Raw genomic sequence first — 20,745 nt, 5'->3', positions numbered from 1 at the left:
CCCCTCCATTCCGAGAACGTTAGCCGGCGACCTTTTCGCTTACCGCTTCGGTGGGCTCACTCTTCGGCTTCGCCGAGGGGGTGAGGCCCGCGGCGGCGAACGCTCCGCCGCCACCGCCGGTGGAGCTGAACTCGTACGCGCTCTCCGCGTGCTCGGCGTTGTCGATGCCCTCGACCTCGGCCTCGGGGTTGAGCCGGAAGCCGATGGTCTTCTCGATCGCGAAGCCGATGATGTACGCGACCACGAACGAGTACGCCAGCACCGCGACCACACCGATCGTCTGCAGGCCGAGCAGCTTGATGCCGCCGCCGTAGAGCAGACCCGCGTTGCCCTCGCCGGCCAGCACCTCGATGGCCAGGAAGCCGATCAGCAGCGAGCCGATGATGCCGCCGACCATGTGCACGGCCACCACGTCGAGCGAGTCGTCGTACTTGAGCTTGTACTTCAGGCCGACGGCGAGCGCGCAGACCGCACCGGCGATGAGGCCGAGGGCGATCGCGCCCAGCGGCTCCAGGAACGCGCAGGCGGGGGTGATGCCGACCAGGCCGGCGATCGCACCGGAGGCCGCGCCGAGCGTGGTCGGCTTGCCGTCGCGGAGCCACTCCACCACGATCCAGCCGAGCACCGCCGCAGCGGTGGCGACCTGCGTGTTGATCAGCGAGACGGCGGCGGCGCCGTCGGCGGCACCCGCCGAGCCGGCGTTGAAGCCGAACCAACCGAACCAGAGCAGCGCCGCACCGAGCAGCACCATCGGCAGGTTGTGCGGCTTGAACTTGTCCTTGGGCCAGCCGACCCGTCGGCCGAGCACGAGCGCCAGGGCCAGGGCCGCGGCACCGGCGTTGATGTGCACCGCGGTGCCACCGGCGAAGTCGAGCACGCCCAGCTCGCCGATCCAGCCGCCGCCCCACACCCAGTGCGCGACCGGGAAGTAGACCAGGGTGGCCCACAGGCCGGCGAAGAGCAGCCACGGGCCGAACTTGGCCCGGTCGGCGATCGCGCCGCTGATCAGGGCGACGGTGATCACCGCGAACATCAACTGGAAACCGGCGAACAGAAGGTCGGGAATACCGCCCTCGGTGCCGCTCTCCAACATGCCGCGAAGACCCAGGTAGGAGAGATCACCGGTGATCCCGCCAATGTCGTCGCCGAATGCGATGCTGTAGCCGTAGAACACCCACAACAGGCTGACCAGGCCGATCGCCCCGAAGCTCATCATCATCATGTTGAGCACGGACTTGGATCGCGTCATGCCGCCGTAGAACAGCGCCAGGCCGGGCGTCATGAGCAACACCAGCGCGGCAGAAGTCAAAATCCAGGCGGTGGCACCAGAATCTAGCTCCGGCACGCTGCCTCCTCTCGGGTTGTATTCCCTCCCTCCCGGCATCGCGCAGCATCGCCCGTACGCCGGTTGCGCGGAAGCCTGATTGTCGGCTGTTTCACCCAGGGTCCCCGAGTGGTTTCCGAACCGTGACGGCTTGTTTCGTACGTGTGAAGAAGGTCGGACGCCTCGGTGACACGGCGGGGGGCGGGTCAGCCGTCCGGCGTACCCCGTTCCCCCGATGGATCAGCGCAGGGCGTACTCGAGGGCGTGCCGTTCGTAGTCGAGCAGCCGCAGGTCCCGCATCGGCCGACGCAGGTGCCCCTTGTGCACGATCCGCACGAAGGCCGGTTCCCCGGCGGCGGCCATCCGGCGGATGCCCTCCACATGGTCCACGATCCGCTTGCGGATGGTCCGGATCAGCCGGTGCCGGTCACGCGGGATCAACCCGTACGCGTCGGCGAACAGCCGCAGTCGGCGCGGGCGGTCCGGGTGCTTCCAGCCGAGCGTGATCGAGTCCCGGTCGGAGAAGATCGGCACCCAGGTCCAGGCCGCGTACGCCACGTCGTAGATCCGCGCGCCGGGCGAGGCGAGGTCGAAGTCGATCAGCCCGAGGGTGCCGTCCGGCCGCCAGATCACGTTGTGCGGGGCGGCGTCGTGGTGGCAGATGACCTCGGTGTCCGGCGGGGGCGGGCCGAACGAGCGCCACACCGCCTGCGGGGGCGGGGCGAAGCCGTACTGCGCGTCGTGGAACATCCGCAGCATGGTGGCGACGGTGACCAGTGCCTCGTCGGTGACCCAGTGCGGGGCCAGCGGGTACTCCCCGCACTCCCCCTCCAGGTACGACAGGACCTCGCGGTTGCGCTCGTCCATGCCGAGGGCGCGGGGCGCGCCGGTGAACCCGACGTACTCCAGGTGACGCAGCAGGGCGTGCACGGCCGGTGTCCACGGCCCGGCGTTGCGCCGGACGGTGTCGCCCACCCGCACCACGGTGCTCACGTTCCCGCCGTGCAGCGGGATCTCCTGCGAAGTCACGTACGGTCTCCCGAGGCGCTGCGACGGGTGGCTCGGGTCGCGCCAGCCCGCGTACGCGCGATCGTCTCTGGTCACCCGAGGTTACGCGGTCGGACCGGAGGATTCGGCACCCAGCAACGCGTCGACGAACTGCGCCGGGTCGAACGGCGCGAGATCGTCCGGTCCCTCGCCGAGCCCGACCAGCTTGACCGGGATGCCGAGCTTGCGCTGTACCGCGATCACGATGCCGCCCTTGGCGGTGCCGTCGAGCTTGGTCAGCACGACGCCGGTGACGTTGACCACCTCGGTGAAGACGCGGGCCTGCTCCAGGCCGTTCTGGCCGGTGGTGGCGTCGAGCACCAGCAGTGTCTCGTCGATCGGCCCGTGCTTCTCCACCACCCGCTTGACCTTGCCCAGCTCGTCCATCAGGCCGATCTTGTTCTGAAGGCGACCGGCGGTGTCCACCAGCACGGTGTCCACGCCGGTGTCGATGCCGCGCTTGACGGCGTCGAAGGCGACGCTGGCCGGGTCGGCCCCCTCCGGGCCGCGTACGGTCTCCGCACCGACCCGACCGGCCCAGGTCTCCAACTGGTCGGCGGCGGCGGCCCGGAACGTGTCGGCCGCGCCGAGCAGCACGGTACGCCCGTCGGCGATCAGCACCCGGGCGATCTTGCCGCAGGTGGTGGTCTTGCCCGCGCCGTTGACGCCGACCACGAGCAGCACCGCCGGCACGCCGTCGGCGGGCGTGGTGTGCAGGGACCGGTCCAGCGCCGGGTCGAGCGCGTTGACCAGCTCGGTGGCGAGCAGGGTCCGCAGCTCGGCGACCGACCGGGTGCCCAGCACCCGGGTCCGCTCCCGCAGCCGGTCGACGATCTCCCGGGTGGCGTCGACGCCCACGTCGGCGGTGATCAGGCTGTCCTCGATCTCCTCCCAGACGTCCTCGTCCAGCCGGTCACGGCTGAGCAGGCCGAGCAGGCCCTTGCCGAAGACGTTCTGCGAACGCGACAGCCGGGAGCGCAGCCGGACCAGCCGCCCGGCGGTCGGCTCGGGCACCTCGACGGTCGGCGGTGCCTCGATGACCGGCGGCTCCACCAGGACGCCGGTGGACAGATCGGACTCCGGGGCCTCGACCGGTGGTCCGGCCAGGTCCTCCTCGGCCCGGGTGTCGACCTCCGTACGCGGCAGCGGCGGCTCCGGCCGTCGGCGCAGCCGCGGCACGACCAGCCCGACTCCGGCGAGGATCAGCACGCCGAGCAGGGCGAGTGCGACGAGGAGGTAATCCATCATGCCGAAATCCTGTCAGATGCTCGCGACGGCGTCTCATCCACCGCTCCCCCCGGTCGTCCACCCCAGGAGCGGTAGGCTCGCCCAGCCAGCAATGCCACGGCCGCCGGCGGGGTAATAAGAAGAGGTTTCCCCCCTCACCTCGGAGGTTCGCCATGCCCACCGCCCGACTGCTCATCGGTCCGCTTCTCCGGCGGGTCGTCGGCACCCGGGCCACCGTGTGGGTCGAGACCACGGCCCCCGCGACGGTCACCGTCCGCACGGCGGGCGGCGCCGCCGGCACGGCCGCCACCTTCTCCGCGTACGAGCACCACTACGCGTTGGTGGTCGTGGAGGGCCTCACCCCGGACAGCGCCACCACCTACGAGGTGCTGATCGACGACGAGGTGGCCTGGCCGGCACCGGAGAGCCGCTTCCCGCCCAGCGTGATCCGCACCCGCGCGGCGGACGACCGGGACCAGCCGGTGCGGCTGCTCTTCGGGTCCTGCCGGGAGACCACCCAGCACGCCACCACCCGTAAGCTCCCGCCGGACGCGCTGGACGCGTACACCCGGCGGATCCTGGACGACCCCGACCCGGCGGCCCTGCCCGACCTGGTGGTGCTTCTCGGCGATCAGGTCTACGCCGACGAGACCTCGCCCACCATCAAGCGGCTGCTGCGGCGTCGGCGGCGGCGTCCCAAGGACGCCCCCAGCGACCAGGTGGTCAGCTTCGACGAGTACACCAAGCTCTATCTGGAGTCGTGGAGCGACCCGGAGATCCGCTGGCTCTTCTCCACCGTGCCGAGCGTGATGATCTTCGACGACCACGAGGTCATCGACGACTGGAACACCTCGGCGTCCTGGCGGGCGGACATGCGCGAGCAGCCCTGGTGGGCCGAGCGGATCGCCAGCGGACTGGCGTCGTACTGGGTCTACCAGCACCTGGGCAACCTCTCCCCGGACGAGATCGACGCCGACCCGGTCTTCGCCAAGGTCCGCGCGTCCGAGGACGCCACCGAGGTGCTGCGCGAGTTCGGCGCGCGGGTCGACACCGAGGCCGACCTGTCGCACGACACCGACCGGTGGAGCGCCGTGCAGTACCAGTGGAGCTACGCGCTCGACCTGGGCCGGACCCGGCTGGTGATGCTGGACAGCCGGTGCAGCCGGGTGCTGGTGCCCGGCCGCCGGACGATGCTGCCGGCCGCCGAGTGGGCCTGGTTCGTCGACCAGGCCCACGGCAGCTACGACCACCTGGTCGTCGGCACCTCGCTGCCCTGGCTGCTGCCGCCCGGCATCCACCACGTCGAGGCGTGGAACGAGAAGCTGGCCGACTCGAACCGCCCGTGGGTCGCCGGGCTGGCCGAGAAGTTGCGCCGCGCGCTCGACCTGGAGCACTGGGGCGCGTTCCGGCGCTCCTTCGAGGGCCTCGCCGAGTTGTTCGCCCGCCTCGGCACCGGCACACCGGGCGGGCCCGACGAGCGCAAGGGCGCCGGGCCGGCGTACCCGCCTCCGGCGTCGATCAGCGTGCTCTCCGGCGACGTGCACCACTCGTACGTGGCCCGGGTCCGGTTCGCCGACCCGGACGTCCACACGCCCGTCCACCAGTTGACCTGCTCGCCGATCCACAACCAGGTGCCGGCCGGGATGCGACCGGTGATGCGGTTGGGTTGGGCGCGCGGCCCCGCCGGGGCGGCGCGCGCGATGGCCCGTACGGCCGGGGTACGCCGCTCCTTCATCAAGTGGCGCAAGCTGGCCGGGCCATACTTCGGCAACGCGGTGTCGACGCTGACCAACGCCGGCCGTGGGTCGGAAGTGGTGATCGAGGGCACCACCAGCGACGGCACCCTGCGCGAGGTGGCCCGCCAGCGGCTCACCCCGTGAAAGGAAGGGCCCCCCGTTAACGCCTGCGGTAGAGCAAGTGCCCCTTCTTAACAGGTCACCACGCGGCACACACGCGACGACGTCACCGGCGATCGACCGCCGGCCGGCTCAGGCGGCCAACGCCGCCCGCAGGTAACGCAGGTCCGCCGGGCCACTCCAGCGGTGCGCCGACAATCCCGCCACCCGAGCACCGCTGATCGCCCGGTCCTCGTCGTCGACGAAGAGCACCCGGCCCGGCGCGGTCTCCAGGGCCTCGCAGGCGGCCTGGAAGTACTCGCGGGCCGGCTTGTGCACCCCGACCACCGAGGAGTTGACCACCACGTCCAGCTCGCCGACGAGCCCCAACGTCGCCAGGTCCTCGTCGAGCAGGTCGGTGGCGTTGGTGGCGAGCCCGACGCGGATGCCCCGGCCCCGCATCTCGCGGACGAAGTCGAGCACCGCCGGCTCGACCTCGCCCCGGTAGCGCTGCCACTGCTCGACGGCGGCCCGGGCCCGCTGCGGGCCACCGGCCGACTCGGCCAGCGCGTCGGCCACGCTCGACACCCACTCGGCGTGGCTGACCCGGCCGGTCAGCACCGGTTGCAGCAGCTCCCAGTGCTCGGCGATCTCACCGAGCACCCCCTCGGTGAGGCCGTACTCTCGCTCCACCCCGGCGGCCACCGCCGGATCGAAGCGCCGCAGTACGCCGTCGAAGTCCAGCAGGAGCGCCGTCGCGCGTTCCCGAGCCACTACCCGTTCTCCTCGCCGCGGCCGTGCCGCTCGTCGTCGGTGTCGGCCCGGTTGAGCCGCTGACTGATCACCTGGGTGACCCCGCCACGCATGGTCACGCCGTACAACGCGTCGGCGATCTCCATGGTCCGTTTCTGGTGCGTGATGACGATGAGCTGGCTCTTCTCCCGCAACTGGGCCATCAGCGTGATCAGCCGCCCCAGGTTGACGTCGTCCAGCGCCGCCTCGACCTCGTCCATGATGTAGAACGGGCTGGGCCGGGCGCGGAAGATCGCCACCAGCATCGCCACCGCGGTCAGCGACCGCTCGCCGCCGGAGAGCAGCGAGAGCCGCTTAATCTTCTTACCGGGCGGGCGGGCCTCGACCTCCACGCCGGTGGTCAGCATGTCGTCCGGCTCGGTGAGGATCAGCCGGCCCTCGCCACCGGGGAACAGCACCTCGAAGACCTGCTCGAACTCCCGCGCGGTGTCGGCGAAGGCGCTGGCGAAGACCTCCAGGATGCGGTCGTCCACGTCCTTGACCACGGTGAGCAGGTCACGCCGGGTCGCCTTGAGGTCCTCCAGTTGCTCGGAGAGGAACTTGAACCGCTCCTCCAACGCGGCGAACTCCTCCAGCGCGAGCGGGTTGACCTTGCCGAGCAGGGTCAGTTCCCGCTCCGCCTTGGCGGCGCGCTTCTCCTGCACCGGTCGCTCGTACCGCACCGGCTCGGGCACCGGAAGGCCGTCCCGTTCGGCGGCGGCCACCTCGGCCTCGGTCGGCGGTACCGGCTGCCCCGGGCCGTACTCGGCGATCAGCGTCTCCACGGTCAGGCCGAAGTCCTCGGCCGCCTTGGCCTCCAACTGCTCGATGCGCAGCCGCTGCTCGGCCCGCGCCACCTCGTCCCGGTGCACCTGGCTGGTCAGCCGGTCCAGTTCACCGCCGAGGCGTTTCGCGGCGGCCCGCACCTCCTGAAGTTCCGCCTCGCGGGTGGCCCGTTCCCGCGCCACCGCGTCGCGGTGCTCCTCGGCCCGGGCGATGCTGCTGGTCAGCCGGGTCAGTGCCGCCCGGGCGCCGCCGGCCACCGCCCGGGCGATGCCCGCGCCCCGGGTACGCGCGGCCCGCCGCGCCGCCGCCCGTTCCCGCGCGGACCGTTCGGCGGCGGCCTGCCGGCGCAGCGAGTCGGCCCGCCCGGCGATGGAGGCCACCCGCTCCTCGGCGGTACGCACCGCGAGCCGGACCTCCATCTCGTTCTGCCGGGCCTGCGGCACCATCGCGGCGAGCTGGTCGCGTTCCTCAGTGGAGGGCTCGGCGTCGATCGGGGTCGCCTCGGCCAGCCGCAGCCGCTCCTCCAACTCGGCCAGGGCGGTCAGGTCCCGTTCCCGGGCCGCCTCGGCACGCGACCGGGAGTCGCCGAGCCGGTCGGTCTCCGCCTTCGCCGACCGGGCGGCGGCGCCCAGTTCGGCCAGGCGGCGGGCGGCGGCGTTGCGGTGACTCTCCGCCTCCCGCTTGGCGGCGGCGGCGTGCTGTACCACCTCCTTGGCGGCGGCCACCTCGGCCCGCGCCTGCACGAGTTGGTCACGCAGGTCGGCACTGCTCCGTTCGGCGGTGAGCCGGTTGGCCCGGGCCTCCTCGACCGCCGCCTGCACCTCGATGTAGCTGGGGGCCTTCGCCGAGCCGCCGGCCGCCGCGTACGCCCCGACGACGTCACCCTCCCGGGTGACCGCGCGCAGCTCGGGGTTGACGGTGACCACCTCGGCCGCGGCGGTCAGGTCGTCGACCAGCACCACGTCGCGCAGCGCCCGGTGCACCGCCGGACGGATCTGGGCGTCGCAGTCCACCAGGTCGGGGGCCCAGTGCGCGCGGTCGGGCAGCTTGGGACGCAGCGCGTCGGCCGAACCGGACATCCCCGGCCCGGCCGGGCTACCGACGAGCAGGCCGGCCCGCCCGGCGTCGGAGATCTTGAGCAGGCGCATCGCCTCGACCGCCTCGTCCACCCCGCTGACCGCGACCGCGTCGGCGAGCCCGCCGAGCGCGGCGGCCAGCGCGGCCTCGTGGCCGGGGGCGACCGTGAGCAGGCCGGCGAGACCGCCCAGCAGACCGGGCACCTGGTCGGCGCGGGCCAGCAGCGCGCCGGCGCCGTCCTTGCGACGCAGGCCCAGGGCGAGCGCTTCCTCCCGCGCCTTCCAGGTGGCGGCGTCCTTCTCCGCCGCCCGCTCGGCGTCGGAGAGCGACCGGACGGTGGCCTGTGCCTTCTCCTGGGCGCCGACCGCCTCGGCGTGCCGGGTGTCCAGGTCGGCGTTGTCGCGGTCCGCCTCGGTGGACTGCTCGGCGACCGCGTCCAGGTCGGCCTGGGCGCGCTCGGCGCGGGCCAACGCGTCGGTGTGCGCGGCGGCGAGTCGTTCGATCTCCTCACCGGCGCTGGTGGTCCGGGCGCGCGCGGAGTTCACCTGCCCGGTGAGCCGGGCCAGCCCCTCGCGCCGGTCGGCGATCGCCTTCGCCGCGGCGACCAGTTCCCGCTCCGCCGCGGCGAGCTGGCGTTCCAGCTCCTGGCGGTGCTCGACCGCCTCGGCGAGCCGGATCTGGTCGTCGGTGAGTGCCGCGCGCAGCTCCTCCTCCTGCTCGCGGATCCGCTCGGCCTCGGCCTCCAACTGCTCCGGGTCCCGGCCGGGACGCTCGTCGTCGGGGGTCGCGCTGAGGTGCCGCAGCCGTTCCAGCGCGAGCTGCTCGATCGAGCGGAACCGTTCCTGGAGGGCGGAGAGCTTGTACCAGGTGTCCTGCGCGGCGGCCAGCAGCGGCGCGTCGGAGGCCAGCGCCTCCTCCAACTCGCCGAGGCGGAACTGCACCTCGGCGTGCTCGGCCTCCACCTGCTCGCGTCGCTGGCGCAGCGCCGTCTCGTCGGCGATCTCCTTGTCCAACGTGGTGCGCAGGGTGGCCAGGTCGTCGGCGAGCAGCCGCAGCCGCGCGTCCCGCAGGTTGGCCTGGATCACGGCGGCCCGGCGGGCCACCTCGGCCTGCCGGCCGAGCGGCTTGAGCTGGCGGCGCAGCTCGGCGGTGAGGTCGGTGAGCCGGTTCAGGTTGGTCTGCATCGCGTCGAGCTTGCGCAGCGCCTTTTCCTTGCGCTTGCGGTGCTTGAGGACGCCGGCCGCCTCCTCGATGAACGCCCGCCGGTCCTCCGGCTTGGCGTGCAGCATGCCGTCGAGCCGGCCCTGGCCGACGATGATGTGCATCTCCCGGCCGATGCCGGAGTCGGAGAGCAGCTCCTGGATGTCGAGCAGCCGGCAGGAGTCGCCGTTGATCTCGTACTCGCTCTCGCCGGAGCGGAACATCCGGCGGGTGATGGAGACCTCGGTGTACTCGATCGGCAGGGCGCCGTCGGTGTTGTCGATGGTCAGCGTCACCTCGGCCCGCCCGAGCGGGGCCCGACCGGCGGTGCCGGCGAAGATGACGTCCTCCATCTTGCCGCCCCGCAGGGCCTTCGCGCCCTGTTCACCGAGCACCCAGGCGATGGCGTCGACGACGTTGGACTTGCCGGAGCCGTTCGGGCCCACCACGCAGGTGATCCCCGGCTCCAGCTTGAGCGTCGTCGCGGAGGCGAAGGATTTGAAGCCCTTCACCGTCAGGCTCTTGAGATGCACGTCCCGATCCTCGTCCGGTGGCCGCCGTACCGTCGCCCGGCTGCGCGGACCCTGGTAAACCCGCAGAGTAACCCGGCAGCGGGTGGCCCACCCGACGCGACCCGCCTCTGCCGGCGTCCGGGGCCGGGCAGAGATGCGCGCCGGCACACATCGTGTCGGCGCGCTGCTGTGCGGTGGTGCTATTCGGTTGTGGCGACCAGGTGGGTCAGGTCAGTGCCGGCTCGGCCAGACGGAGCAGATCGTCCGTCTCCGCCGCGGCCGCCGCGAGCCGATCGTTCTCGGCACGCAGACGGGTGACCTCGAACTCCAGTGACTGAACCCTGGAACGCAGTCGGGTGACCTCGTCGAGCAGACGCCGGTCGGGCGCCGCACCTACGTGGCCATAGAGGGCCTTCGCCATTTTGACTCCTTGATATGCGCTGCCGGAGAGGCCGGCCAACGCGCGCCCTGGTGTACGCGACTACCACTCCCACGGATTCTGGGCATGGCCGGGCGCGACTGGCGACACATACATATTGAGCCGGGAGCCCCTGATTCGTCAAGTTCTCGCAGGCCGTAGATCATCTCGACGTCGGCCCGACCGGTCACCGGCGGCTGCCACGAGGCGCGGACACGCTCTGTCCGGACGCCTCGACTCTACGCGCCGGTTCGGTGGATTACCTCACCCGGATGTACAGGGTCCTCTTAACTCTTCCTTAGCCGGATTGCTGCCCCCAGGGGCGACACGTAGCGTCACCTCGGCCCGTACCCGACCCGTGGAGGCGACAGGCGTGCACGGCTGGAACAACCCGCGCGACCCGGAGGGCGACCCTCGTCGACCGGAACACCCGACCGAGGACCCGGCCTGGCTGACCGACCGTCCCGCACCGAGGTCGGCCTACCTCTTCGGTGACGAACCGGGGAGTTCGACCGACCGCTGGTACGACGACCAGCCGACTGAGCAGTGGCAACCGGACGCCGCGCACTCCGCCCGGTCGGAGGACACCGACCGGCGGTCCGGTCAGCACCACCACGCCGTCGAGCCGGAGACCGGGTACTACGAGCCGACCGACCGTGGCTGGACGCCGGACGGGCCCGGCAGGCGGGACATCCCCGGGTGGCCCGCACCGGCCGACCCCGACCGGCCCGCTCGGCACGCCGCACCCGAGGCCGACCACCACGGCGCCGACTGGGACACCCGGCGGTACGACGCTCCGGCCGGGCCCGCCTCGGGCTTTCCGGCCGCCTCGGCCCAGGACCGCTACGACGGGTACGCCCCGATCGCCGGCCACGGCCGGTACGACGCCACCGGCGACCACGGCCGGTACGGGGCGACGGCCGACCAGGGCCGCTACGACATGACCGTCGAAGGCCGGTACGACTCGGTCGTCGAGGGCGGGTACGGGGCGGCTGCCGGCCCGTACGGTGGCACCGGCGACCACGGCCGGTACGGCGTGCCGGCGGAGCAGGGGGGCACCGCCGACCAGCCGCACGAGCCGGCCGGCCCCGACGATCGCGGAGAGCGACGCACGTGGCGGCGTCCGCTGGTGCTGGGCGGTGCCGCCGCCGCGGCCACCCTCGTGGTGAGCATCGGCGTGGCGGCCCTCGCGCTGCCCGGCGACGACAAGACGGCCGACCGCACCGCCGCCGACATCCCCGCCGCCACCGCGCCGGCCCTGGCGGACGAGACGCCGGACCTGGCGCTCGACCCGACCGACTCCCCGAGTCCCAGCCCGAGCCCGAGCGTCTCGCCGAGCAGCGCGTCACCGTCGCCGTCGCCGAGTCGGGCCAGCAGCAGTCCCACCCCGGCGGCGGCGCGCACCACCGCGCCCTCGCGGCAGAACGCCGACCGGCAGGGCAGCCCCAACCGCGCCAGCACGCCGAGCGCCACCCCCTCCTCGGGTGCCACCTCGCAGGCGGCGGAGGTCGTACGGCTGGTCAACGTCGAGCGGGCCAAGGAGGGCTGCGGCGCGCTCAGCATCGACGACAAGCTGATGACCGCCGCCCAGCGGCACAGCCAGGACCAGGCCGACACGCAGAACATGTCGCACACCGGCAGCGACGGCAGCAGTCCCGGGGACCGGATCGACCGGGCCGGCTACACCTGGCGCACCTTCGGCGAGAACGTGGCGTGGAACCAGCGCACCCCGGCTGCGGTGATGGACGCCTGGATGAACAGCGAGGGGCACCGGGCGAACATCCTCAACTGCGCGTTCACCGAGATCGGCGTCGGCGTGGCCAGCAGCAACGGGCCGTACTGGACGCAGGTCTTCGCCGCCCCGCGCTGAGGCCGCGACGCCGGTCCCGGCCGGACTGCGAGTCCTGATCGGGTCTGTCCTCGTTTGACCGGGTGAGGTACGCGTCGGCGTACCTCACCCGGGCGGTCTGACGCCGCCCCGCGACGTGCGGAGACGGCGATGCGGATCGGGGTGGGTCGGACGCGGTGGGTACGCCGGGTGCTACCGGCCGGCCTGGCGCTGGCGGTCCTCGCCGCCACCGTCGCCTGCCGGCCCCCACGCCCGCCGCCCGGCGCACCCACGAGCTGGCCGGCGGCCTCGGCGCGCCACTGGCAGTGGCAGTGGCAACTGCACGGCGAGCTGGACCCGGCGGTCCCGGCGAACGTGTTCGTGCTCGACCCGGTCCGCACCACCGCCGCGCAGACCGCCACGCTCCGCGCCCGCGACACCCGACTGGTCTGCCAGGTGCACGTCGGGTCGGTGCACCCCGACGATCCGGACGCCAGCCGGTACCCGGCCGAGGTACGCGGGACCACGTCCACCGGCACCGGCCGCACCTGGCTGGACGTACGCCGGTGGGACGTGCTGCGTCCGGTGCTGGCCGACCGGTTCCGGCTGTGCCGCGGCAAGGGCTTCGGCGCGGTGCTGCTGGCCGACGCCGACGGGTACGCCCGGCGTTCCGGGTTCCCGTTGGACTTCGACCACCAGCTCCGGTTCAACCGTCAGGTGGCGGCGCTGGCCCGTACCCTCGACCTCTCCCCCGGCCTGCTCGATGCTCTGCCGCAGGTCGCCGCGCTCGCGCCCGACTTCGACTTCGCGGTCGACGAGGAGTGCGTTCGGCTGGCGCGGTGCGAGAAGCTGCTGCCCTTCGTCGACGCCGGCAAGCCGGTCTTCCACGTCGAGTACACCGGCGACACGGCGGACTTCTGCGTCACCAGCGTCGGCTACGGCTTCGCGTCCATCCGCAAGAACCGTGCCCTGGACGCCTGGCGGCTGCCCTGCCCGGCACCCTGAACCGGACCCGCGCACCGACCGGGCCGCGCCGACTCGTGATCAGCCGCGCAGCGAGCCCCGGGGGCGCGGCTGGCAGCGGGGGCAGCTGTACGAGGAACGGTTCATGAACGCCTCCCGCCGGATCGGCGCACCGCAGCGGTGACAGGGCTGCCCCTGGCGGCCGTACGCGTTCAACGACCGGTCGAAGTAGCCGCTCTCGCCGTTGACGTTGACGTAGAGCGCGTCGAAGCTGGTGCCACCTGCGGTGATCGCCTCGGCGAGCACGTCCCGGACGTGGCCGAGCAGTCGCCGGGCGGCCGGGCCGGTCAGCGCGTCGGTGGGCCGGACCCCGTGCAGGCCCGCGCGCCACAGTGCCTCGTCGGCATAGATGTTGCCCACGCCGGAGATCAGCGTCTGGTCCAGCAGCGCGCGCTTGACCTCGGTGCGCCGTCGCCGCAGCGCGGCCACGAACTCGTCGTCGGAGAACTCCGGGTCCATCGGGTCCCGGGCGATGTGCGCGATCTCGACCGGCAGCCCGGCACCGCCCTCGCTCACCGACAGCCCGCCGAACGTCCGCTGGTCGACGAAGCGCAGCTCCGGTCCGTCGTCGGTGAACCGGAACCGCACCCGCAGGTGCGCCTCGTCGGGGGTGCCCGCCGGTTGCAGCAGCAACTGCCCGGACATCCCGAGATGCCCGATCACGGCGTCGCCGCTGTCCAGCGGGAGCCACAGGTACTTGCCTCGCCGCCGTACGTCGAGCACGGTCCGACCGGCCAGCACGTCGGCGAAGTGGACGCCGCCCGGCTGGTGCCGCCGTACCGCCCGGGGATGGCGTACCTCGACCACGTCGATCCGGCGGCCGGTGACCCAGCGGGCCAGGCCCTGCCGGACCGTCTCCACCTCGGGCAGCTCAGGCACGGTGCGCCTGGACCTCGCCGACCGTCTCGGCCCGCCCGTCGACGGTCACCGCGTCCTGCTCGGCGGCTGGGTCGGTGATCTCCTCGGCCGGGCTCGACTCCGCCTCGGCGTCCGCGGTCAGCATCCGCCAGGCGGACTCGGCCGCCCGCTGCTCGGCTTCCTTCTTGCTGCGCCCGTCGGCACCGCCGTACCGGTTCCCGGCCACCACCACCCAGGCGGTGAAGGTCTTGAGATGGTCCGGGCCGGTGCCCTCGATACGGTATTCCGGGACCCCGAGCCCGAGCGCGGCGGTCAACTCCTGGAGGCTGGTCTTCCAGTCCAGCGCGGCACCGCGTCCGGCCGACTCGGCCATCAGCGGGTCGAACAGCCGGTGGATCACGATCGCGGCGGTGTCCAGCCCGTACTGGAGGTAGATCGCACCGAGCAGCGCCTCCAGGGTGTCGGCGAGGATGCTCGCCTTGTCCCGCCCGCCGGTGGTCTCCTCACCCTTGCCCAGCAGCAGGTACGGGCCGAGGCCGTCCGGGCCCAGGCCACGGGCCACCTCGGCGAGGGCGCGCATGTTCACCACACTGGCCCGCAACTTGGCCAACTGCCCCTCGGGCAGGTCCGGATGGTTGTGGAAGAGCGCGGTGGTGATCACCACGCCGAGCACCGAGTCGCCGAGGAACTCCAGCCGCTCGTTGGTGGGCAGACCGCCGTTCTCGTATGCGTACGAGCGGTGGGTGAGTGCGCGCTCCAGCAGGTCCGGGTCCAGCGTCACGCCGAAGGCGGCTTCCAGGTGGCCGACGGAGGGCCTCCGCCGCTTGTCGTTGCTCATGATGTGCGTACCTCGGTGTCGGTGGTGCGGTCGGTGCGGTGGCCGGCGAGCAGCGCGGCGACCCGGTCGGTGGCGTCGCGTCGCCAGAGGTGGGCGGCCAGGGCGATGCCGGAGGAGATGTCGTCGGGGCGGGCGGCGCCGTGGCAGACGACCACCGTCCCACCCACGCCGAGCAGGGCGGCCGCCCGGGGCGCACCCCCGCCGGGTGGCGGTCCACCGGCCATCGCGTACGCGCCCTCGATGGCTTTGAGCAGCACGTTACCGGTGAACCCGTCGGTGACCACCACATCGGCACGCGTGCCGACGCAGACGTCGTACCCCTCCACCATGCCCACGTAGCGGGCGTCGGCGGGCAGGGTCACGGTGCTGAGCACGGGATCGGTGAGCCGGCGGGCCCGGTCGCCCTTGCCGGCCTCGGTGCCCACCGAGAGCAGGCCCACCCGGGGTGCGACGACACCGTGGGCGGCAGCGGCGTACGCGGCCCCGAGCACGGCGTGCCGGGCCAGCGTGGCCGGGTTGGGTTCGAGCGAGCCGCCGACGTCGAGCAGCACCACCGGTCCGGAGACGGCGGGCAGGACGGCGGCGAGCGCCGGGCGTCGGACCTCGGGCCAGCGACCCAGGCCGAGGGCGGCGGCGGCGACCGTCGCGCCGGTGGAGCCGGCGGAGACCAGCGCGTCGGCCTGGCCCGCGTGCACGGCGGCGACGGCCGTACGGACGGTGGAGTCGGTGCGTGCGGTGACGACCTCTTCGGCCATGTCGACGGCGGTCCGGGCGGGCCGGACGGTGACCCGGGCGCGTTCGGCCGGGTCGAGGGCATGGACCAGCGCGCCGGCCACCTCGGTCGGGCCGACGAGCAGCAGATGCAGGTGAGGGTCGGCGCGCACCGCCCGCAGAGCGCCGTCCACCACGACGGCGGGAGCGTCGTCCCCGCCGAGGAGGTCAACGGCGATCCGTGCGGTGCCCGGCTCCGTCGCGACGCCGGCCGGTAAGAGCCGGCCGGCGTCGGCGGGAGTGCCGGGCGATCGCCGGGGTGTGCGCGTCGCCCGACCCGTGGTCGGAGACGTCACTCGGCGTCCGGGTCAGACCTCGAGGACCTGGCGGCCGTTGTAGGTGCCGCAGACGGAGCAGGCGGCGTGCGGCAGCTTGGCGGACTTGCACTGCGGGCAGGCCACGGTCGCGACCGCCGCGGCCTTCCAGTTCGCCCGGCGGGACCGGGTGTTGCTGCGCGACATCTTGCGCTTGGGGACGGCCACGGTTCTTACTCCTCTGTACGGGTCAGTTGCGACAGGCCCGCCCAACGCGGGTCGATCTGCTGGTGGCTGTGATCGGCCGGCAGATCGTCCAGGTGTACCCCACATTCGGGGCACAGGCCCGGGCAGTCCTGGCGGCAGAGCGGGTTGGTCGGCAGTGCGAGCACCACCGCGTCCCGCACCGCCGGTTCCAGGTCGATCAGGTCTCCCTGCATCCGGCCGACCTCGTCATCCTCGGTGGTGACGTCCGTGGTGCTGTTCTCGTACGCGTACAGCTCCTGGATCGTCACCGACACCGAGTCGTTGATCTCGCGCAGGCAGCGACCGCACTCGCCCCGGACCTGACCGCTGACGGTCCCCGAGACGAGCACGCCCTCGGACACCGACTCCATCCGCAGATCGAGGTCGAGGTCCGCGCCCTCCGGCACGCTGATCAACTCCACGCCGAGGTCCGCCGGTGCCGGGACCACCCGTGTGACGGTACGCAACGCACCAGGCCGGCGCGGTAGCTCCCTCGTGTCGAGGACCAGCGGCGACCTGGGGTCGAGTGAAATGGGTGAGTTCTTGGGCATAGTCAGACTCCGGCCGGTGAGAGGCCGACAAACGAGGTTACCTGCACCGGCGGCCCACCGTCGAACCGGGGCCGGCCTGGGCTACCCCGGCGTCGGCAGGGATGCCAGCGGCGGCACCTGCCGGGACGGACGCCACCGGGCCGCGTCGGCGGCAGGCTCGGCGGCGGTACGCCCGCTCCGGCGGGTACCGACCGTGGGGTCAGAAGGGCAGCGGGCGCTCCGCCTCGTCACCGCCGAAGGTGCCGATCTCGCGCAGCGCGTGCATCTTGTCCCGGCCGCGTTCGATGGAGGCCAGCGCCCGGGTGAGGAACTGCTCGAAGTTGGCCAGGGCGGTGTCGACGTAGTCGTCGACCTCCTCGCGCAGGCGCTGCGCCTCGGCACGCGCCTCGGCGATGATCCGGGCGCCCTCGTGCTCTGCGGAGACCGTGATCTCGTTCACCGAGACCAGGCGGGCGTGTTCCGCCTCACCCTCGCTGATGATCCGGTCCGCCTCCCGCTTGCCCGCCTCCATGATCTTGTCCCGCTCCTCCAGCAGGGCGGCGGCGCGGCGCAGGTCGGCAGGCAACTCGGCGCGCAGTTCGTCCAGGGCCGCGATCATCTCGCCCCGATCGACCATGCAGTTGTTGCGCGACATGGGCACGGAGCGCGCCTGCTCCACCATGGCGATCATTTCGTCGATGCGGTCGAGCGGGTCCACCGGTACCTCACTCCTGTCGTTCGTCGGGCCGACCTACATCATGCGGGCTGCGGCCAAGTTCCCGCTTCATCCAATGATGTCGTCCCGACACCCCCGCGACACCCCACCCCTCCCCCGGCGCGTCGCGCTCGGCCCCCTCGGCGGCACCGGCGGCAGGGTGCCGCCGGACGCCGACGACGGCCCGGGGTCGCGGCGCGTACCGCGTCAGGACGGCGGGGTCAGGCGGGCCTTCAGCGCCTCGCGGACCAGGTCGGGGACGTGCGGACTGACGTCGCCGCCCCACTTGGCCACGTCCTTGACGAGGCTGGAGGAGAGGAAGGAATAGAGCGGGTTGGTCGGCATGAACAATGTCTCGACCCCGGCGAGGCCGATGTTCATCTGGGCCATCTGCAACTCGTAGTCGAAGTCGCTGACCGCCCGGATGCCCTTGATCAACACCGTCGCCCGCTGGGCCCGGCAGAAGTCCACCAGCAGCCCGCGAAACGACTCCACGCGGACGTTGTCGTAGGAGGCGGTCACCTCGCGGAGCATCTCGATCCGCTCCTCGACGGTGAACACGCCCGTTTTCGACTGGTTGATGAGCACACCGACGATCACCTCGTCGAACAGTCGGCTGGCCCGACCGATGATGTCGAGGTGACCGTTGGTGACCGGGTCGAACGAGCCGGGACACACCGCACGTCTCATGATCGGCGACCGTACCAAAGGGTGGTCTCGCCGTACCGGCGACTGCGCAGGCCAGTGACGCCTTCCACCCACTCGACCGGGTTGCCGCGACTGGAGCGCTCGACCACCAGCAAGGCGTCCGGCGCGAGCCAGCCGCCGTCGACCAACCCGGCGAGCATCGCGGTGACGCCGTCGTCCGGCAGCGCGTACGGCGGGTCGGCGAAGACCACGTCGTACGGGTCACCCTCCGGCCCGCCGGCCAACACGGTGGCGACCTTGCCGGTGACCAGTCGCGCCGCGGGCCCGGCGCGCAGCACCGCGATGTTCTCCCGGATCACCCGGGCGGCACGCGCGTCGGACTCGACCAACAACACGTGCGCGGCCCCCCGGGACAGCGCCTCCAGGCCGACCGCGCCGGATCCGGCGTACAGGTCGGCGAAGCGCGCCCCGTCCAGGTCGACCTCCGCCTGCACCGCGCTGAACAACGCCTCCCGAACCCGATCCGAGGTCGGCCGGGTGCCGGCACCCGGCGGCGCGGCGATCCGCCGACCACCGAGGCTCCCGGCCACGATCCGGGTCACCCTTCGCTCCTGCTCATGCCCCTGACGCTACGCGAGGACACGATGACCGTGGCGACGAGCACGCGGCCCCGGACGCCCGTCGACTGTCCGATCCGGACGCGAACAGCCCTCGATCGATCACCGGCCGTATATCAATGATCTCGCATTCATAACATCATCCTTAGCCCCCGCTGAGGACTGTCCCGTTCCACACGATCTCGCTAGGGTCTGCCCCGGTGCCGGCGTTCTGACGCCGCCGGCCATCGACACGGGCGGCACCTCCCCCGGCGCGGCACACTCCGCCGGCGTCGTCCTGTCCCGCCCGTGCCGACCCGACGCTTCTTCACCCCGGGAGTACGCGTGATCCGACCCAAGCTGTCGCTCCGGCGGCCGCTGGCTGTCCTGGCAGCCGCCCTCATCGGCTCGACCGGAGCAGTGGCGCTGGCCAGCCCGGCCAGCGCTCACCACACCACCATCTCCGCCACCGTCGCCTGCGACCAGCGCAGCGGCGAGCGGGTGATCACCTGGAAGGTGGTCAACAGCGAGCGCCGGAAGACCGCCACCATCACGAACGTGACGGCCAACCCGGCGACCACGGTCGTGCTCGCCCCCGAGGGTGCCGACGCTGCCGAACTCAAGGGCACGGCGATCCCGAAGGCCGGTTTCGTCGAGGGCGTCCAGCGCGTGCCCGGCGACACCACGAGCGCCACGCTGACCGTGGACGCGGCCTGGTTCCAGGAAGGCGACTCTCGGCGGAACAAGGCGCCGAGGTCGTCGGACTCCAAGACCATCAAGCTCGACGCCGACGGCGCGTGCGCCCCGGCGCCGAAGTGTGTCGACGCCAGCGCCGCCAAGTACAGCCACACGTTCGACGGCCCGAAGGGCACGGCGACCGTGAAGCTGGAGGGCGACCAGCCGCTCTGCGGTGACGCGAAGCAGTACTTCACGCTGGTGTCGTACTTCGCGCCGCGCCCGCAGTTCGCCACCCCGCAGTACGTCTACGGCACCCCTGCCAGCGACTACCTCGGCGGCACCCAGACCGAGATCGAGCTGAACGTCGGTGTTCCGGACTGTCACACCCAGGTCGACCTGATCTGGGGCGGCGTGGACGAGGTCATCGACCCGCTGGTCGAGAACGGCGAGCGCTACGGCAACAAGAAGCTCGGCGAGAAGGGCGCGCCCGGCAACCGCTCGTCCGGCCCGCAGGGCTGGTACAACGGCGGCAGCAAGAACTGCACCACCCCGGCGTCCACCTTCGCCTCCGCCTGCGACGGCACGGTGGCCGTCTCGCTGAGCAACGACGGCTCGCTCTCCCGGTACGCCGTCGAGTTCGAGGTGCGCGGCGAGAACGGCTGGTCCAAGAAGGTCACCGTCGAGCCGGGCAAGGCCGACAACGAGACCGTGGTGCCCGCCGAGAACGCCGGCGCGATCGAGGTCCTGGTCGACGGCAAGGTGATCGAGGGCGGCACGTACAAGTGGCAGCGCCCCGAGGACTGCCCGCTGCCGACCGTCACCACCGACGCCGACTGCGAGACCTTCGCGCTGACCGCCTCGAACCCGGAGGGTGGCGTGCCGGTCAAGGTGGACTTCACCTACGGCGACAAGACCGAGAGCCGGACCGTCGCGCCCGGTACCTCGGAGAAGGTCACCTTCAAGGCCGGTGACGACGAGGCGGCCCTGGTCGTCCTCCCCGACCTCGGTCTGGAGCTCGAGGTCGTCTACGCCCCCGAGGGCTGTGGCGGTGGTGGCGGCGGCGAGGAGCCCCCGGGCCTGCCGGTGACCGGTGCGGCGGCCGGCGGCATCGCCGCGGGCGCGATCGCCCTGCTGGCGGTCGGCGCGGTGCTGTTCGTGATGGCCCGGCGGCGTCGGATCCACTTCACCGCCTGAGCCGAGCTGAGGGGTCCCTCCCGCGACTGAGGCGGGACCCCAGCGAAGCCTGAATCCGAGGGCGCGTCGACCACCCGGTCGGCGCGCCCTCGGCGTAGGCGCCCCTGCCCGGTCCCGGCACACTTCGCGGCCCATGGTCGTGCTCGATCCAGGATCGAGTGCCTTCCACGTCGCGCCGAGGCCACTCGATCCCCGATCGAGCGTGATCACTCGGCGCAGGCGCTCGGCGCAGGCACTCGGCGCAGGTGATCAGCGCAGGTGATCAGCGCAGGTGATCAGCGCAGGTGATCAGCGCAGGTGATCAGCGCAGGTGATCAGCGCAGGTGATCAGCGCAGGTGATCAGCGCA

General features: G+C 72.4%; 18 protein-coding genes. 4 read left to right on the top strand and 14 right to left on the bottom strand.

From position 1 onward, the window contains the following. Window positions 1-19: 19 nt before the first annotated feature. The 3 genes from ACZ31C_RS16840 to ftsY all read right to left on the bottom strand — a co-directional run bounded on the left by ACZ31C_RS16840 (window position 20) and on the right by ftsY (window position 3,619). On the bottom strand, window positions 20-1,384 hold the full coding sequence (locus ACZ31C_RS16840) for an ammonium transporter (protein ID WP_465796058.1): 1,365 nt from the start codon (window positions 1,382-1,384) through the stop codon (window positions 20-22). Window positions 1,385-1,564: 180 nt separating this feature from the next. After that, on the bottom strand, window positions 1,565-2,428 hold the full coding sequence (locus tag ACZ31C_RS16835; protein WP_176092960.1) for an aminoglycoside phosphotransferase family protein: 864 nt from the start codon (window positions 2,426-2,428) through the stop codon (window positions 1,565-1,567). Window positions 2,429-2,434: 6 nt separating this feature from the next. Next, the gene (ftsY, locus tag ACZ31C_RS16830; RefSeq protein WP_396752371.1) at window positions 2,435-3,619 is read right to left on the bottom strand and encodes a signal recognition particle-docking protein FtsY; all 1,185 of its coding nucleotides are present in this window, start codon (window positions 3,617-3,619) and stop codon (window positions 2,435-2,437) included. 152 nt (window positions 3,620-3,771) lie between these two features. On the opposite strand from ftsY, the gene ACZ31C_RS16825 reads away from it, so the two are divergent. Next, window positions 3,772-5,478 carry an alkaline phosphatase D family protein gene (locus tag ACZ31C_RS16825; protein ID WP_465796057.1) on the top strand — a complete coding sequence of 569 codons (1,707 nt, stop codon included), beginning with the start codon at window positions 3,772-3,774 and terminating at the stop codon, window positions 5,476-5,478. Window positions 5,479-5,586: 108 nt separating this feature from the next. Here the strand turns inward: ACZ31C_RS16825 and ACZ31C_RS16820 are convergent, their stop codons facing one another. From ACZ31C_RS16820 to ACZ31C_RS16810, 3 genes are all read right to left on the bottom strand, one after another. Further along, on the bottom strand, window positions 5,587-6,207 hold the full coding sequence (locus ACZ31C_RS16820; protein ID WP_465796056.1) for an HAD family hydrolase: 621 nt from the start codon (window positions 6,205-6,207) through the stop codon (window positions 5,587-5,589). Continuing rightward, window positions 6,207-9,821: a chromosome segregation protein SMC gene (gene smc / locus ACZ31C_RS16815; RefSeq protein ID WP_465796055.1), complete on the bottom strand. Its 3,615-nt coding sequence runs from the start codon at window positions 9,819-9,821 to the stop codon at window positions 6,207-6,209. Before smc ends, ACZ31C_RS16820 begins: the two co-directional genes overlap by 1 nt. 205 nt (window positions 9,822-10,026) lie before the next feature. Next, window positions 10,027-10,221: a hypothetical protein gene (locus ACZ31C_RS16810; protein ID WP_117226739.1), complete on the bottom strand. Its 195-nt coding sequence runs from the start codon at window positions 10,219-10,221 to the stop codon at window positions 10,027-10,029. 370 nt (window positions 10,222-10,591) lie between these two features. Between ACZ31C_RS16810 and ACZ31C_RS16805 the strand changes: the two genes are divergently transcribed. Together ACZ31C_RS16805 and ACZ31C_RS16800 are read left to right on the top strand one after the other, a co-directional pair. Continuing rightward, window positions 10,592-12,088, top strand: a complete 1,497-nt coding sequence (locus ACZ31C_RS16805) for a CAP domain-containing protein (RefSeq protein WP_465796054.1) — start codon at window positions 10,592-10,594, stop codon at window positions 12,086-12,088. A gap of 129 nt (window positions 12,089-12,217) precedes the next feature. Continuing rightward, complete coding sequence (locus tag ACZ31C_RS16800) at window positions 12,218-13,051, top strand: endo alpha-1,4 polygalactosaminidase (RefSeq protein WP_465796053.1); 834 nt, start codon at window positions 12,218-12,220, stop codon at window positions 13,049-13,051. A 39-nt stretch (window positions 13,052-13,090) separates the two neighbouring features. Here the strand turns inward: ACZ31C_RS16800 and mutM are convergent, their stop codons facing one another. The 8 genes from mutM to rsmD form a co-directional block, all read right to left on the bottom strand. Then, on the bottom strand, window positions 13,091-13,948 hold the full coding sequence (mutM, locus tag ACZ31C_RS16795) for a bifunctional DNA-formamidopyrimidine glycosylase/DNA-(apurinic or apyrimidinic site) lyase (RefSeq protein ID WP_465796052.1): 858 nt from the start codon (window positions 13,946-13,948) through the stop codon (window positions 13,091-13,093). Beyond that, window positions 13,941-14,765: a ribonuclease III gene (gene rnc / locus ACZ31C_RS16790; RefSeq protein ID WP_465796051.1), complete on the bottom strand. Its 825-nt coding sequence runs from the start codon at window positions 14,763-14,765 to the stop codon at window positions 13,941-13,943. Before rnc ends, mutM begins: the two co-directional genes overlap by 8 nt. Then, window positions 14,762-15,715: a phosphate acyltransferase PlsX gene (locus ACZ31C_RS16785; protein WP_465796240.1), complete on the bottom strand. Its 954-nt coding sequence runs from the start codon at window positions 15,713-15,715 to the stop codon at window positions 14,762-14,764. Before ACZ31C_RS16785 ends, rnc begins: the two co-directional genes overlap by 4 nt. 129 nt (window positions 15,716-15,844) lie before the next feature. Continuing rightward, window positions 15,845-16,018, bottom strand: coding sequence for a 50S ribosomal protein L32 (rpmF, locus tag ACZ31C_RS16780; RefSeq protein ID WP_091435485.1), 174 nt, complete (start codon window positions 16,016-16,018; stop codon window positions 15,845-15,847). 5 nt (window positions 16,019-16,023) lie between these two features. Further along, a complete protein-coding gene (locus ACZ31C_RS16775) occupies window positions 16,024-16,587 on the bottom strand; it encodes a YceD family protein (RefSeq protein ID WP_176092952.1) in 564 nt (187 codons plus the stop codon). A gap of 199 nt (window positions 16,588-16,786) precedes the next feature. Then, window positions 16,787-17,284, bottom strand: a complete 498-nt coding sequence (locus tag ACZ31C_RS16770) for an SPFH domain-containing protein (protein WP_131054984.1) — start codon at window positions 17,282-17,284, stop codon at window positions 16,787-16,789. A gap of 204 nt (window positions 17,285-17,488) precedes the next feature. Continuing rightward, window positions 17,489-17,971: a pantetheine-phosphate adenylyltransferase gene (coaD, locus tag ACZ31C_RS16765; RefSeq protein WP_396749157.1), complete on the bottom strand. Its 483-nt coding sequence runs from the start codon at window positions 17,969-17,971 to the stop codon at window positions 17,489-17,491. Then, window positions 17,968-18,531: a 16S rRNA (guanine(966)-N(2))-methyltransferase RsmD gene (gene rsmD / locus ACZ31C_RS16760; RefSeq protein WP_465796050.1), complete on the bottom strand. Its 564-nt coding sequence runs from the start codon at window positions 18,529-18,531 to the stop codon at window positions 17,968-17,970. The genes coaD and rsmD overlap by 4 nt, the downstream gene beginning before the upstream one ends. A 339-nt stretch (window positions 18,532-18,870) precedes the next feature. On the opposite strand from rsmD, the gene ACZ31C_RS16755 reads away from it, so the two are divergent. Continuing rightward, window positions 18,871-20,397 (top strand): cell wall anchor protein, encoded by a 1,527-nt coding sequence (locus tag ACZ31C_RS16755; protein WP_465796049.1) that lies wholly within the window; start codon window positions 18,871-18,873, stop codon window positions 20,395-20,397. The last annotated feature ends 348 nt before the right edge of the window (window positions 20,398-20,745 follow it).

The organism is Micromonospora sp. NPDC023869 (genome assembly GCF_055559695.1).
The sequence above is the reverse complement of the archived record's forward strand: the minus strand, read 5'-3'. Positions and strand labels throughout refer to the sequence as shown.

Bases quoted from the DNA above. Each gene is read 5' to 3' on its own strand.
- ACZ31C_RS16840 (WP_465796058.1), bottom strand. From the start codon at position 1,384: ATGCCGGGAGGGAGGGAATACAACCCGAGAGGAGGCAGCGTGCCGGAG.
- ftsY (WP_396752371.1), bottom strand. From the start codon at position 3,619: ATGATGGATTACCTCCTCGTCGCACTCGCCCTGCTCGGCGTGCTGATC.
- ACZ31C_RS16825 (WP_465796057.1), top strand. From the start codon at position 3,772: ATGCCCACCGCCCGACTGCTCATCGGTCCGCTTCTCCGGCGGGTCGTC.
- ACZ31C_RS16810 (WP_117226739.1), bottom strand. From the start codon at position 10,221: ATGGCGAAGGCCCTCTATGGCCACGTAGGTGCGGCGCCCGACCGGCGT.
- ACZ31C_RS16800 (WP_465796053.1), top strand. From the start codon at position 12,218: ATGCGGATCGGGGTGGGTCGGACGCGGTGGGTACGCCGGGTGCTACCG.
- rnc (WP_465796051.1), bottom strand. From the start codon at position 14,765: ATGAGCAACGACAAGCGGCGGAGGCCCTCCGTCGGCCACCTGGAAGCC.
- ACZ31C_RS16775 (WP_176092952.1), bottom strand. From the start codon at position 16,587: ATGCCCAAGAACTCACCCATTTCACTCGACCCCAGGTCGCCGCTGGTC.
- coaD (WP_396749157.1), bottom strand. From the start codon at position 17,971: ATGAGACGTGCGGTGTGTCCCGGCTCGTTCGACCCGGTCACCAACGGT.